Below are 13,817 nucleotides of genomic sequence, written 5' to 3' on the forward strand. Positions count from 1 at the left end.
TTCCCATTTTCCGCCTCGCCATGCGGACCACTACGATCTGCACATGTCATCGCCGAGAAGGCCGTGATAATAGATCCCACATCCGCCACCCCACGAGGATTGCCCATGAGGTTATCGCTGTTAGTTCTGGTCCTGTTAGCCGCACTGCTGCCGGCGCGCGTGCGAGCGCAGGAAGCATGCCCCGACCGCTCCACTTATGAGCCCGCACGCGAAATCATCCGCGACCTGGAAAAGATCGTCGCGCCCAACGGCGTGCAGGAAACCTACGCCGCACGCATCGGCGGTATCGACCAATGGCTAAGCGTGCGCGGGCAGGACCGCGACAATCCCATGGTGCTGTTCGTGCACGGTGGGCCGGCGGCCCCCATCATGCCTAGCCAGTGGCAGTTCCAGCGTCCGCTGGAGGAATACTTCACCATCGTCAACTACGACCAGCGTGGCGCCGGCAAGACTTACAACAGCGTGGCGCCGGACAGCATCGCCGACACCATCCATATCCAACGCTACGTCGACGACGCCATCGAGATGGCCGAGTATCTGCGCAAGCGCTACAGCAAGCGCAAGCTGATCCTGATGGGCCACAGCTGGGGTACGGTAGTAGCCATGCACGCGGCGTTGAAGCGGCCGGACCTGTTCCATGCTTACGTGGGCATAGGCCAAGTCGTCAACACGCGCGAGAACGAGCGCATCAGCTTCGAATACGGCCTGCAGCAGGCGCGCGCCCACGACAACGCCGAGGCCATCCGCGAGATGGAAACCATCGCGCCCTATCCGGGTACTACCCCCATCACCCGTGAGCGCATCGTCATCGCGCGCAAATGGCCGCAGTTTTACGGCGGACTCACCGCATTCCGCGAGGATTCGACCTACTACTACCGCGCGCCGCGCCTATCGCCGGATTACGACGACCGCGACCGCTGTGCGATCGATGCCGGCAACGTGTTTTCCCTGGGCCGGCTTCTGGACGAGTTCTTGCAGGTGGACTTCACCGGGGTCAAGGAGTTTCCGATTCCGGTGGTGATGTTCATGGGCCGATACGACTACACGACACCCTCGGCGCCTACCGAACGCTGGCTGCAGCAGGTGAAAGCGCCCTACAAGCGGGGCGTCTGGTTCGAACATTCTGCGCACATGATGCCGTGGGAAGAACCTGGCAAGACCCTGGTCAGCCTGCTGGAGCAGGTGCGGCCGCTGGCGGTAGAAGGAGACGCCGGGCGCTAAGAAGACCAGGTGACGCCACCCCGAGGTTACGTGGCCTTCCCGCGAGCAGGCCGCGTTGGCGTTGCGTTCGCCTTCTCCCGTTATTCCAACACCATGTTCAGATCGCGGCCGGCGCTGGCCGCGTTGCCCATGTAATCGACGGCCGTGATGCGCAGCGTGTAGTCGCCGGCAGGCAGGTCGTCCGGCCACCAGGCGCCGGCGGCGAGTTCGCCGTCGCGCACGATGTTGCTGACCACGTATTTGAAATGCGTCGCCGCGCTGCCGTGCACGGTGATGCCGCTGCCGGGCGCGTAAGCCACCTTCACCGCGTCCGGATCGGCAGGCATGCGGTTGAATTCGATGTTCATGCGCGGCGTTTCGTAACCCGGCCAAGGCGTGCCGTCGGCGCGCAACACCTGATAGCCCAGCGCATGCAGGCCCAGCCTGCGCCTGGGCAGGTTGCGGTCCACCTGGTCCCAGGCGTCCACCACGATCTGCACGCCCATGCCGCGCGGCACCCGCACGCGGCCATCGGCCCGCTTGGCCAACGATCGTTCGCTGGCGTCGAACAGTTCGATGCTTTCGATGCGCGGCGAATAGTGGTCGGCGTATCCGCTGAAGCCCAGCGCCACCGCGTTGCGCTCGAAACCGTTCGCGCCCACGCTGAGATGCACATGCGCCATGCGGTTGATAGTGCCCAGCACCTCGCCCGCCTTGAAGCGCGTGCCGCGCGGCACGCGCATGCGTTCGGGTTCGCCGGCTTCGTCGCGCAGCAGTTGGAAGCGCGGATCGGACACCACCCCGCGCGCATCGCGCCCTACCCGCATGTGGATATAGCTGAGGCCGTCGATCGCCATGCCTTCGCCCAGTTCCTCCAGTCCCCAGGCCCCGGACGGGCTGCTGACCTTGCCGTCGGCGATCGCCAGCACCTGCGCGCCCACGTCGCCGCGGATGTCCAACCCGCCATGCAGATGATCGCGGCTTTCGTTGTCGTAGTTGCCGCGCACTTCGCCCAACGTGCCGACCACTTCGTGCCAACCGTCCTGCGGATGCAGCGGCCAGCGTCCATCGGTGGCGGGCAGCGGATCGTCTGGCGCGGGACCCACCGCACCCAGCGTTGGCGTGGCCATGGCGGTCGCCGCTTCCACCGCCGCGATGCGATGGAGGCGACGGCTGCCGGCATCGGCGACCAACAGCGTCCCCTTGGCGTCGAGGACCAGACCGGCCGGGCGCGAGAGCCGCTGCGCCTGGGTGGCGCCGGTCAACACATGCGGGCGTCCGTCGCGTGACAGCTGGATCACCCGTCCCGACGACATTTCGCCCACGTAGAGCAGACCGTCGTGGGTCAGCGCCAGACTCATCGGCCGGTACAGCGCATTCCGTCCGGCGTAATACGGCGTCACCACCGTGCCATCGGGCGCGACGCGACGGATGGCGTTGTTGCGGGTGTCGGCGACCCAGACGATGCCCTGCGCGTCCACCGCCAACGCGGTGGGCGTATCGAAGCGGGCGGCGGCGCCCACGCCATCCAGATTGCCCGGCCGGTCGCCGCCGGCCAGGGTGCTGACCCGCCCTTGCAGGTCGATCCTGCGGATACGGTCGTTATAGGTGTCGGCGACGTAGACATCGCCATGCGCATCCACCGCCACGCCGATGGGACCGTTGAACTGCGCCTGCGTCCCGGCGCCATCGCGGAATCCGGCCAGGCCGGTACCGGCCACGGTGCTGACCCTGCCCAGCGGCGTGACCTTGCGGATGGCGTGGTTGCCGGTGTCGGCCACGTACAGATTGCCCGCACGATCCAGCGCCAGACCGGAAGGCGTGTTGAAGCGCGCCGCGGTGCCGTCGCCATCGGCAAAGCCTTCGGCGAAGCCGGCCAACGTGGTGACCACGCCGTCGCTGCCGATCCTACGGATGCGGTTGTTGTCGCCGGCATCGGCCACGTACAGCGTACCGTCTTCGGTGACCGCGACACCGTAGGGATCGTCGAAACGCACCTGCGCGGCCGGCCCATTGCGCATCCCGCGCACGCCATCGCCGGCCACGAGCCGCAACTGCGCGGTCCAGCCGAACGGCGTGGGCGCCGGGCCTGCGGGTGCATCGGGATTTTTCGCGGCGAAGAAGAACGTAGCGGCCAGCGCGACGGCGATCAGAACCACCACGCTCCACAACCAGGCTTTACGGCTCATGCGGTCCTGCAGGTAAGAAGCGAAGAGGCACGATAGTCAATCGCAGGGAGTGTGGGAAGCGAGCGCCGCGCGATCGATCAAGCCATCAATGACCAAGGGCACTGTGACGACGATGACAGCGTGCCGATACTCGGCCTAACCGGTCTTGCGTGCGTGCCCCGTGTCGATTCCCTCCCCCGCCTTCGCTTATGGACGCTTCCTCGGCGACTATCCACCGGCTTGCAATACACTGTCGGCGAAGCATGCCGTGGGTGGCAGCCATTGCCGGGAGGGCGCGCAGCGTGGACAGCAATAATCGCAAGCTCGACGAACTGCGCGCGCGTATTCCCAGCTTCAGGTGCATCGTGGGCTGTCACGATTGCTGCGGGCCGGTGACTGCATCGTCCGAAGAGATGGCCAGGCTTCCCGTCAAAACCGAAGCCGAGCATGAAGCCGCGCTGGCGGAATTGAGTTGCCCGCACCTGGGCGAGCATGGTTGCGAGGTCTATAGCGAGCGCCCCCTCATCTGCCGGCTGTTCGGAACGACGCCCAGCCTGCTTTGCCCGAACGGCATGCGCCCGGTCTACATGATCGACAGGCGGACCGAGGAAGAGATCCACCAGTTCCTTGCGAGTACCAGACAAGTGTTGGTTTGACTCGCTTGAGCGGGCGTGCATCGCACGCCATCGTTACCTGCGATGCACGCGGAACGAGCACCGGGACGTAGACCGGCGTGCGACTGCTGTCCGCGCATTGATCTCCGCATGGCGGGATCGAGAGCTTACGGGCGCTGAACGAGCATGGCCGCCGCGCCGCCGCAGCCGCGTTTGTCCATAAGCAGGCACCCCACCAGGACGACAGGGGCGACGATGGAGGCCTGCACTCACGCGCCATGGGCGCATGACCATCCCAAGGAGATTCATTCATGGCTATCGTCAAGGTCCTCATCGTCACCGACGATGACGGCGGCTTCCAACGCAGCAATTCCACCGCGCACAAGTTCCATCTCGGCGAATTCGTCAAGGTGCTCAACGACACCGACTGGCAAGGCTTCACCCTGCAAATCACGCGTGCGCATCGCAGCGCCAATCCCTCTCCCGGCACACCGCAGGCGACCCATCCGATCGGCGCGGATCTGTATGGCTTCCGCTTCAGCGCGGCCAGCCTGGCGGGCTTCGACATGTGTTTCTTCCTGTCGATCGCCTCCAAGTCCGAGGATCCGGTCGGCTCCGATGCCAGCCGCCAGGCCGAAGCCGCGGCCGTGGCCGCTTTCATGGAAGCAGGCGGCGGTTTCCTCGCCGTGGGGGATCACGAAGATCTGGGCGCCAGCATCAATCAGCATATCCCGCGCGTGCGCAGCATGCGTCGCTGGGCTTCGCCGGTCGCCGGACCGCATGGCGGACCCGTGGCGCCCAGCGGCACCGAAGCCGACCGCCACGACACCCTGCAGCGCGGCACCGACAGCGGCACGAACAACGGCATCGTCTATCCGTATCAGTTCAACGACCAGTCCGATGGCGAACCGCAGCCGATCAGCACGCGTTCCTACACGGTGTACTCCAGCCGTTGGTTCCGCAAAACGCTGCCGCATCCGCTGCTGTGTTCGCCGCTGGGCCGGGTGAACGTGTTGCCCGATCATATGCACGAAGGTTGGTGCGAAGTCCCCAGCGATCTGTCGCGCAACGAGGACCTGCCCGGACGCAGCGGCAAACCGGAATATCCGCTGGGCACCGACGGCGTGCAGGTGGAACCGGAAGTCATCGCCGATGCCAAAGTGCTGCCGCATGAAACCTACAACCAGGAATTCGGCGCACCGTTCACCATCTCGCCGATGAGCGGGAACTACTCTTTCGGTGTCATCGCGGCCTACGACGGGCATCGCGCCAACATCGGACGGGCGGTGGTGGACGCCACCTGGCACCACTTCGTCAACATCAATCTGATCGGCACCACTTCGTCGTTCGCCGGGCTCAATCCCAGCAAGGCGAAGGGTTTCTACTCCGGCCCGGGCGACACGCCGGTGCCGGCTTACGAAAAGATCATGTGGTACTACCGCAACCTGGTGTACTGGTTGATTCCCAAACACCGCACGCGGTTCCTATGGTTGAACGAACTGGCGCAGGCGGTGCGGTTGAACCCGCGTTGGGAGGAATTCAAGGGCTCACGCTTCCATGGCGAATACCTGCAGACGCTGGACCTGCGCCACATCCTGGGATTCGCGCAGCTGGCCGAGGGTTATTTCAACAGCGTGCGCGGCTTCTGCGTGCAATTCCATCTGCTGCCCATCATTCTCTACCCGATCTGGAAATTCGATCCGCGCATCTGGGAAGAGCTGATGCCGGAGCTGGACCCGTGGGACCCGGTATCCGAAACCTTGTCGCGCAAGATCAAGCCGCTGGACAGTTGGCGACAGGGTTTGCTGCCGGATGCGCAGCTGCGTCGGCAGGTCTTGCTGGGCACGCTGGCCATCGCCGCGACGCAGCAGTTGGAGCGTTACGGGGAAGCCGACGAGAAATCGTACTTCAACGTACAGAAGCAGTTGCTGGAACTGTTGCCACGCCATCTGGAGCTGGCCGCCGCCGAGCTTGAAGAAGGCATCAAGGCCACGCGTCAGCTCACCGGCAGCCTGAAGGCCTTGGCCGCCGCCGCGCAGCAGGCCAAGCCGGAAGCGCTTGGTCGACAGCAGTTGGGTAAAAAACAGCCGGCTCGCAAGCAGACGCCGGCCAAGGTGGCGGGCAAGAAGCGAAGGTAGATTCCGCAGTAACTAACTAGAACCTATCTTAAAGTCAGATTGATAAGAATTAGCATCGTCATTCCCGCGAAGGCGGGAACCCCGCGCCTTTGCTTTTCAGTAGCTTAAAGTCACTGGATCCCCGCCTTCGCGGGGACGACGGGCAGAAAACATTGACTTGTGGAATTTGAGATAGGTTCTAGGCTGGGTCGGTGACCCCGACCTAGCCTGCGTCGCTCAAACATCGAAATCCCGGATGCGGTAAAAAGGAGCGGAACGGACACCCTTCCTCCCGGAGCTCCACCGATGATCCAATGCATCCGCACCGCGCCTCTCATCCGTCTGTTCGCGTTGTCCGCGACGCTCATCGCGTTGTCCGCTTGCGCCGTCGCGCCCGCACGCGACGCGCTGGTAGTCGGGCAGCAGGCCACGATCGACGGCGAAGTGGTTCGCGTCGATACCGACCCGTGGGCCTACGACGGCAATGCGGTGATCACGGTTTCCAGCGCAGCCGCGGGCACGGTCGGCGTGCAACTGCCCGCACGCTGGAACCTGTGCAAGGCGCCGCCTCTCGGCGACGTGCAGGCGCTTAAGCCAGGCGATCGCGTGCAGGCCGTCGGCACGGTGACCGCGCCGGGAGAGATGCTTGTGTGCGAGCGGCCGCAGCATCGGCTGCGCAAGGTGGAATGAGCGGTCGCAAGCTGATGAAGCCCGCACGATAGATGCCCCCTGCCCGCGGTGCGCCCTCGAGGCACCGCGGGCGCCGCGTGCTCACCCGCCCGTGTTGTTGTGTAGAGCGGCGTGGCGAAAAGCCCATGCGTAGTTGTTGCCGGGCATGGCCGGCAGCAGATTGCGGTAGGCGCGGAAGCGCTCTTCGTTGCTGGGCGCAGCGGGCGTGCTGTCGCGCGCGGGATGCTGCAGCGAAAGGAAGGCCAGCGGTCCCAATACCGCCTGACGGATTGCGAAGCCGTTGTTGTCGTTCATGGTGCGCATACCCCTTGGGAAAGCAGGCATACCCGCGGGCTTGCCTGCGGCCGAGTTCCCCGACAACCCACGCCGACGATGCGCTGAAGAAACCGCAGGCGGCCGGGGTGCTATCCCCCTCTCCGCCGGATGCGTGAGGCGTGTCCCCCTGTTCGACCGCCTGCCAGCCGCATCCGGCGCCTTCACTCTAAAAAACGTGTGCTCCTGCGGAAGGCGGCCACGCGGCCCGCTGCGGCGAGGAGGGTTCGCGCCGTAGCCAGCGTCCGCTTTCGGTCACCTGGTGATGGCGACAAGACGGAAACCCAACTCACCGCACCCGCCGCTCCGACATCGGCGCATTGAACAACCGTCAAACGAATCCGATCCACCGCCCCGCGACCAACGTCGCAATCCACAGTAGCGCCGACGTCCCTGCCAACACGCGCACGCGCACGGGCAATGCGCGCGGCATCTCCGGCAGTTCGACCGAGCGCCAGTGCCGGTGCTGGACCGCCACGTTGCCCAGCGCCAACGAGAGCAGCAGTAGCTTCCAGCGGAAGGCCGTGTTGTCCAGGTAGTCCCCGGGATTCACCGAAAACAGCCAGGCGCCGGTGAGCAGGGCCAGCACCAGGCCCGCGGCGGCGGTGCGTATCGCTAGCGGCACCAGCTCGGACAACGCAGGCTGCGTCCGCCCCAGCACCAGACGCAGGTCCAGCGGCAGGATTGCGCCCAACAGCAGGCCCAGGCCAAGAATATGTGCGGCATTGACCAACAGGTAGGCGGTACCCGACTGCTGAAGCCAGCGCGCGCCCGGCCAGTTGCCGATCCAGTCCACCACCGTCGGACCAATAACCGCAATAGCCGCAATAGCCGCGGCCGTGTTCACGGCATGTCGACCAACCGCTCGGGATACAGGTCGTAGTTGTGGCCGTCGATGGTGATGCGCACCGCCTTCATGTGCCGCTTGCCCGGCTCCTTGTTGCGATTGCCCAGCACCGTGACCTTGTCGCCAGCGCTGGCGCTCTTCGCGGTGAAGCCGGAGCGCTCGGTCTGCGAGGGATTTGCCAGGTCTATCTGCCAGCGGCTGCCGTCGCCAGCTTCGACTTGCAGTTGCGGATGCGGCGGCGCCATCGACACCGACAGGATCTTTCCTTCCAGGGTGGTCTGCTTCTCTTCCGCCCAGGACCAGCCGTGATGCGCCAGTGCCGATACGGCAGCCATCGCCAGCAGCACCCCCGTCGCCAGGCCGCGCAACCGACGGTTCACTTTCGTTGCTTTGGTCTTGATCGTCATGTTCGTCTCCTCGTTCACGTCGGCCGCCGTTGACGCGGGCGATGCCCACGGTATCGGCAGCGGCGCCACCTTAGCGTAAGACGAAGAGCGGAACGTGAAGCGTCTCGGCAGGCTTTGCCGGCCTAGCTGGCGATGCCACAATGCTGCTATCTGCATCGTCGGGTCAGAAAACATATCCGCTTCAATCGCATACGTTCTCCGACTCCTTTATCGCCCCAGCCTGCGACCCTCGCAAGACGTCTTTTTCACCAACATCAAGCCCAAATCTAAGGTGCTCGCTGGCAAACGGTTCGCCACTCTCCCTGCTGGATGCGAATGCTCCCGGCTACCGGTGCGGGAGCCGGGACCCTCGCATCGACCGCAGGTCCCCTCGTTGACGAAGATACGTGCTTCATCTGCACGATGCGCCGGGCCATAAGGCCCAGCCCTGACCCGAAAAAGCGGTTGCGTTCCGCCAACGCGCGCAGCACCGTGCTCTGCCTGGCGCGAAACGCATTGGACGTATACGCCCACACGAGATGCGCAAAGTTCAATGCGCGCGACCCGTAATTCCTAGCCACCGAGGCATTGTTTTCATTGGTCGCGGAAAGGCTTGGGACCAAGGCCTGGGTAGCGCCATTGCCCGTCGTGGAGGGTTGGTTCGCCCCGCCGGGAACGAGCGCCTGCGAGCCATTCATTCTCAGGTTGAGTCCGGTGACCTTACCCGTTCCATAGAGAATCGATATACCCGGGTTGTAATCGAATACGACGACGTCCTTGTAACCGTCGCCGTTGACGTCCCCGATCGCCGGCTGTGCTGCGTTGCTGGGGGAGTTGGCGTAAGGGACGTAGTACTTCGTCTCCCTGACCAAGCCCGCTCCGGCTTGTGTGTAATATCCCAGCGCGTCGTGCCCGTAGTGCATTACCAACAGGTCGTCGCGGCCATTGCCGTCCATGTCGGCAGTCAACATCCTCTCGGGACTCATATATGAAGGAACGCGCACAGGCGGCAGCAGTCCCATATTCCCCTGCAAGTACAAATTGATAGCCGCATTCCCGGAGACGCCATCAAAGGCGGTAACCACGTCCTGGCGGCCATCGCCATTGAAATCGCCCACTGAAGCATTGAGGTTGGGCTGCCTGTCGACAGAGTAAGTCTTCGTCGCTTGCTGGAATCCCATGTTGCGGTTGTTAAAGAACACCACCGCACCGCCGTCGGAACCGCCGTTGGTGATGAGGAAGTCGCTGAATGAAGAGGCAATATCGTTCCATCCATCGCCGTTGAAATCGCCCTGGCGCAGCTGGCCGAGCGAGTCCGAAAACGCCATGTAGCTACGGACCGACGCCTGACCCTGGCCATCGCCGAAGTACAACCCAAGGCCGGGCCATTCGTTGGTCGCCGATGTGCTCGACAGACTCTTCGCGACGATGTCCAGCTTTCCGTCCCGGTTGATGTCGATCGCCATCAGCTCCCCGGTGGGCATGTTGAATTGACCACTGAAGGAGCCTAGAACGAAGTCAGCCTGCCTTTTTCCCACTACCAGGCCTATACCTTTCTCATGGCTGACAACGATATCGAGGATTCCGTCATTATTGAAATCGCCCAGCTCAAGGCTGCCGTTTGGGTATTGCGAAGAGGGCGACGTTGTTGGCGGAGCATATGCAATGCCTATCGGTGCCGCCAGCGTTCCATTGGCGGTCTGCAGCATGATGTTGACGCGGTAGTCCTTCGCCGCATCGGGGTTGGAACCCTGTGCGGTGGAATAAACGACATCGTCGCGACCGTCGTCGTTCACGTCGCCGCTGACGATGGAGACGACGGTGTCTTGCACGAGGGGAGACGAGTAGGAAGAGAACGCATTCAGACCAGGAGGCATGACGGGCTGAACCGGCGTCACTTTCCGGATCGAGCCGAGCTGGGAAATATACAGATTGCCGGCGGCGTCCAGCTCCACGCTGGTCGGGTTGCAAAGCAACGCACGGTTTGCCGGACCATTGTCGCCCAGCCATCCACACTGACCTTCTCCTTCAGCTGAGGTAGGAATTAGCGTCCCCGCGACTATCTGGGTCGCACCGCTTTCGGTCACCATTCTCACCAGGCTGCTGGACAGTGCGACGTACAGGTTGTTTCTCCCATCCGCCTTCACATCCATCGGTGCCGACAGCACGAGGTTCTTGGCGACCGAATCGTCGCTGAAGGTACCGCCACCGGCCACGGTACGTATTACCCCCGCGGTATCCACACGGCGAACTCGGTTGTTTCTGGTATCGGCGATGTAAAGATTGCCGGCGTCGTCGACATCAATGCCTTCGGCCGGTGAGATGCGAGCCTGCTGCGCGGGCCCTCCATCGCCAGAGGCTCCGGACTGACCGTCGCCGACGATCGTCGAAATTATTCCGTCGGGCGCAATCTTACGCACTGTCGGAAACCCGATGTCCAGCACATAGACATTGCCTTGCTTGTCCACTTCCACGTCATCGGGGACGTACATCGACGCCGAATAGGCAGGACCGCGGTCACCGCCATAACCAGGTATGCCGTTGCCGGCGAAGTTGGTGATTATGCCGGCGGTGGATACTTTGCGCACGCGCGCGTTCTTGGCGTCGGCTATGTACAGGTTGCCTGCCGCGTCCAGCGCGATTCCCGCAGGCACCATTCCGGTACTGGTGGCGGGAATATTGGTCCCACCGTACACATCGGTTCCGTTGCCGGCCACAGTGCTGATCGTGCCGGCGGCGCTGATCTTGCGCACGCGATAGTTGTATTTGTCGGCTACGTACAGGTTGCCTTGGGCATCCATCTCGATGTCGTAAGCGCCATCGAGATATGCCGATGTTGCGGGTCCGCCGTCGCCCAGAACGCCGGGCACTCCTCCACCGGCCACGAACGTGATGATGGGGTCGCTGGGCGCGGCCGCTTGAACCATGCCTGCCGATAGCAGAAGCACCCCGACTCGAAGAAGCAGTCGAATGACTCCGGAAACGCCACTCTTCCCCGACGCACGCTTGTCAGTCGTGCGCAAGACTTCAGAACTAAGTCCCATGTTCACTCCCCTGTCCCCATCTCGAGAATATCAGATTGCCAAGAATGCCCGCGCCTCCACATCCATTCGGTGAGGCGCTAACCCGGCCTGTGGCCCAAGGGTCCGTGTCAGACGTGATGAAAAAAGAATGGCTTTACGGGGATCAGACACCTAGTTCGTAGGCTGGGTCGGCTCCATCAACCCAGCGCCACGCAGTCCCAGGAGATTGGCAGGCTTTGCCGGCCTAGCTGGCGATGCCGCGATCTGCAACCTCGAGAAAGATTTGGTTAGTTTCGTCGAAGATGATCGGTCATGCCTTTGGAAACGATGCAGCGACAGAGGTCAACGATACTGTTGTGTGAAATATTTACGTTGCCGTGAACCGACGCACCTACGGACAATAACGAATTAACGGCTCCAGGGAAGGAGCCACCAGTCGCTAATGCTGGTGGCACACGCGGTCTCTGGCGCGAAAATGTTTCATACGCTTGGGAAAGCGCATTGCATAGAAGAATTAACCGGTGGCTGGTTTTGGCGGCCGCCCTGTTTTGGGCGACCGTGGCATCGAATTGTTCGCGCGGCAGGGTCTGTGAAATAGAGGCAACTCTTTACCACGCGGAATCCGGCGGCGAGGGAGCGCACGTAAGGGCAGGCCAGTTTCGCTGTTGAGGACCGCTGCGTTCATCCATCCCTTGGAACCTGGCGTTGGCCTACGCCAACCTGACGCCGACGGTGGGCGGGGCTTAGGGACCCGGGCTGGCGGGCGGATCCTTGCTCCGGGTCCGGGACACCGCGGTGACGATGCCGATGCCCAGCAGCACGATCGCGCCCACTCCTATCCATTGCGGGGCCAGGCCGGCCAGATGCGCGCCATAGGCCAAACCACCGATCAACACCACCATACCCAAGATATAGATCGCTAACGATGACATGTGCGTGCCTCCTGTCTGTGGACGCTGCGATTGTAGGTGGCGTCCGTACTGATGGCGTGAGGACGGGCTGCGTCGTCCGGGGAGGGCTGCCCGCGGACGGGGGCAGCCGTGGAAGTCACCAGCGGCTTCGGCGAACGCGACGGCCCGCGAGCCAGTCAGAAATGCCGCATGCGCTGCCGACCCGCGATATCGCCGTAGTTCCTTGTCCCGTGTATGCAAAGCCCGATTGACGGTCTTCCCAGACCACACCCACAATCCGAGCTACACCCCACTTTGGGGTCTAGTCGTAGTTAGCTGCCATGGACATTCTTACGTTCCTTCAAGACGACAAAGCTCAGTTCGCCTGGCTCGAGAAGGAGAGATTAGCCATGGAGTCGGCGGGGGAGTACTTTTCGTGGTGGCCGCATGGTGATGTAAAGGGATTTGGCGCTGTTGTTACCGGCCACCTCAGATCGATGGAGCTCCACCTAATGCCGAATGGCGAGGTGACTCGGCATCTCGAGGAGTTTGATCCGGCAAAAACTGAGTTCATTACCCTGATCTCCGACGAGCTAACACCGGGCACGCTGCAGGATTTGGAGAGCATCTATGCCGATCTCCGTGATCGCACACTGGCCGGCAGCTAACAATTCATTCAAGCCGAAGCCGCTTCGCGGCTCGGCTTAACTCAGGCGTTAGGCAGACAAGGAGAGATCATGGCAGACGAAGTTGAGAAGCGTGCAAAGCTGGCGCTCGATGCAATCCGTAATGCGTATGGAACAGAGGCGGGCGAGTTCAGCACCACCATGTTCGTCGGGCATCACCTAGAAGAACTTCCTCAGGACTACTGGCAAGAGCGCACCGGTACTGATGCACCCGATCCAGCTGCGGTGCTCAGACTGCTCCAGCTCAAGTCCAACTGGGGCGAGGGTGACATTGAAAACTTTGACTTTTCGCTCCCTGGAGACGTAACGGACTACGTTCTCTCCGTTCGCTTTGACGACGCCGGAGAGATCGATGAAATTTCAATGGAGAGTTGATCGTATGTCTGCCTAACAATTCATTCAAGCCGAGCCCGCTTCGCGGGTCGGCTGTGTCAGGCGTTAACCATCACCACGGAGATCTCAGTTGCTCGAACTTCTCTTTGAGTTCTTTGCCGAGTTCCTGCTGCAGGTCGTCGTCGAGCTCCTGGCGGAGATCGGGCTGCGCTCCACTACCGAACCATTCCGCAAGCCGCCCAACCCGTGGCTCGCTGCTATCGGCTACGCCATCTTTGGCGCAACGGCTGGTGGCATAAGCCTGTTCGTGTTGCCAGAGCCCTTGGTGCAGGGGGAGATTTGGCGCCTGGTTAATCTGGCCGTGACACCTGTGCTGGCTGGCCTGGCCATGGCTGCAATGGGTGCATGGCGCTCTCGACGTGGACAACAAACTCTCCGGATAGACCGTTTTTCTTACGGCTACTTGTTCGCGTTATGTATGGCCGTCGTGCGCTTCCACTTTGGGGCATGACGGCTAACGATTCCTTCAAGCCGAACCCGCTTCGCGGATC

General features: G+C 62.7%; 13 protein-coding genes. 7 read left to right on the forward strand and 6 right to left on the reverse strand.

All coding sequences use genetic code 11. The annotated features are described in order from the left end of the window. Positions 1 to 105: 105 nt before the first annotated feature. A complete protein-coding gene (locus tag J2W94_RS09000) occupies positions 106 to 1,221 on the forward strand; it encodes an alpha/beta fold hydrolase (RefSeq protein ID WP_310092366.1) in 1,116 nt (371 codons plus the stop codon). An 80-nt stretch (positions 1,222 to 1,301) separates the two neighbouring features. Here J2W94_RS09000 and J2W94_RS09005 read toward each other — a convergent pair whose 3' ends face one another. After that, positions 1,302 to 3,389, reverse strand: a complete 2,088-nt coding sequence (locus J2W94_RS09005; protein WP_310092367.1) for an NHL repeat-containing protein — start codon at positions 3,387 to 3,389, stop codon at positions 1,302 to 1,304. A gap of 251 nt (positions 3,390 to 3,640) precedes the next feature. Between J2W94_RS09005 and J2W94_RS09010 the strand changes: the two genes are divergently transcribed. The 3 genes from J2W94_RS09010 to J2W94_RS09020 all read left to right on the forward strand — a co-directional run bounded on the left by J2W94_RS09010 (position 3,641) and on the right by J2W94_RS09020 (position 6,789). Beyond that, positions 3,641 to 4,024 (forward strand): YkgJ family cysteine cluster protein, encoded by a 384-nt coding sequence (locus tag J2W94_RS09010; protein WP_430540578.1) that lies wholly within the window; start codon positions 3,641 to 3,643, stop codon positions 4,022 to 4,024. Between the two features lie 269 nt (positions 4,025 to 4,293). After that, positions 4,294 to 6,120 (forward strand): hypothetical protein, encoded by a 1,827-nt coding sequence (locus tag J2W94_RS09015; protein WP_310092369.1) that lies wholly within the window; start codon positions 4,294 to 4,296, stop codon positions 6,118 to 6,120. A 285-nt stretch (positions 6,121 to 6,405) separates the two neighbouring features. Beyond that, positions 6,406 to 6,789, forward strand: a complete 384-nt coding sequence (locus J2W94_RS09020; RefSeq protein ID WP_310092371.1) for a hypothetical protein — start codon at positions 6,406 to 6,408, stop codon at positions 6,787 to 6,789. A gap of 81 nt (positions 6,790 to 6,870) precedes the next feature. Here the strand turns inward: J2W94_RS09020 and J2W94_RS09025 are convergent, their stop codons facing one another. From J2W94_RS09025 to J2W94_RS09045, 5 genes are all read right to left on the reverse strand, one after another. Beyond that, complete coding sequence (locus J2W94_RS09025) at positions 6,871 to 7,083, reverse strand: hypothetical protein (protein ID WP_310092372.1); 213 nt, start codon at positions 7,081 to 7,083, stop codon at positions 6,871 to 6,873. 349 nt (positions 7,084 to 7,432) lie between these two features. Next, positions 7,433 to 7,948: a hypothetical protein gene (locus tag J2W94_RS09030; RefSeq protein ID WP_310092374.1), complete on the reverse strand. Its 516-nt coding sequence runs from the start codon at positions 7,946 to 7,948 to the stop codon at positions 7,433 to 7,435. Then, complete coding sequence (locus tag J2W94_RS09035; RefSeq protein ID WP_310092376.1) at positions 7,945 to 8,355, reverse strand: DUF6152 family protein; 411 nt, start codon at positions 8,353 to 8,355, stop codon at positions 7,945 to 7,947. Before J2W94_RS09035 ends, J2W94_RS09030 begins: the two co-directional genes overlap by 4 nt. A 266-nt stretch (positions 8,356 to 8,621) precedes the next feature. Next, positions 8,622 to 11,282, reverse strand: coding sequence for an FG-GAP-like repeat-containing protein (locus J2W94_RS09040; protein WP_310092379.1), 2,661 nt, complete (start codon positions 11,280 to 11,282; stop codon positions 8,622 to 8,624). Between the two features lie 818 nt (positions 11,283 to 12,100). Beyond that, complete coding sequence (locus J2W94_RS09045; RefSeq protein WP_310092381.1) at positions 12,101 to 12,289, reverse strand: hypothetical protein; 189 nt, start codon at positions 12,287 to 12,289, stop codon at positions 12,101 to 12,103. Positions 12,290 to 12,588: 299 nt separating this feature from the next. Here J2W94_RS09045 and J2W94_RS09050 point away from each other — a divergent pair, with 299 nt between their 5' ends. From J2W94_RS09050 to J2W94_RS09060, 3 genes are all read left to right on the forward strand, one after another. Continuing rightward, positions 12,589 to 12,915, forward strand: a complete 327-nt coding sequence (locus J2W94_RS09050) for a hypothetical protein (protein WP_310092382.1) — start codon at positions 12,589 to 12,591, stop codon at positions 12,913 to 12,915. Positions 12,916 to 12,984: 69 nt separating this feature from the next. Continuing rightward, positions 12,985 to 13,308 (forward strand): DUF2004 domain-containing protein, encoded by a 324-nt coding sequence (locus tag J2W94_RS09055; RefSeq protein WP_310092385.1) that lies wholly within the window; start codon positions 12,985 to 12,987, stop codon positions 13,306 to 13,308. Between the two features lie 88 nt (positions 13,309 to 13,396). Continuing rightward, entirely contained in the window at positions 13,397 to 13,777 is a 381-nt protein-coding gene (locus tag J2W94_RS09060; RefSeq protein ID WP_310092387.1) for a hypothetical protein, read from the forward strand. The last annotated feature ends 40 nt before the right edge of the window (positions 13,778 to 13,817 follow it).

Origin of the sequence: Pseudoxanthomonas sacheonensis (assembly GCF_031455975.1) — a bacterium.
In the GTDB taxonomy this organism is placed as follows: domain Bacteria; phylum Pseudomonadota; class Gammaproteobacteria; order Xanthomonadales; family Xanthomonadaceae; genus Pseudoxanthomonas_A; species Pseudoxanthomonas_A sacheonensis_A.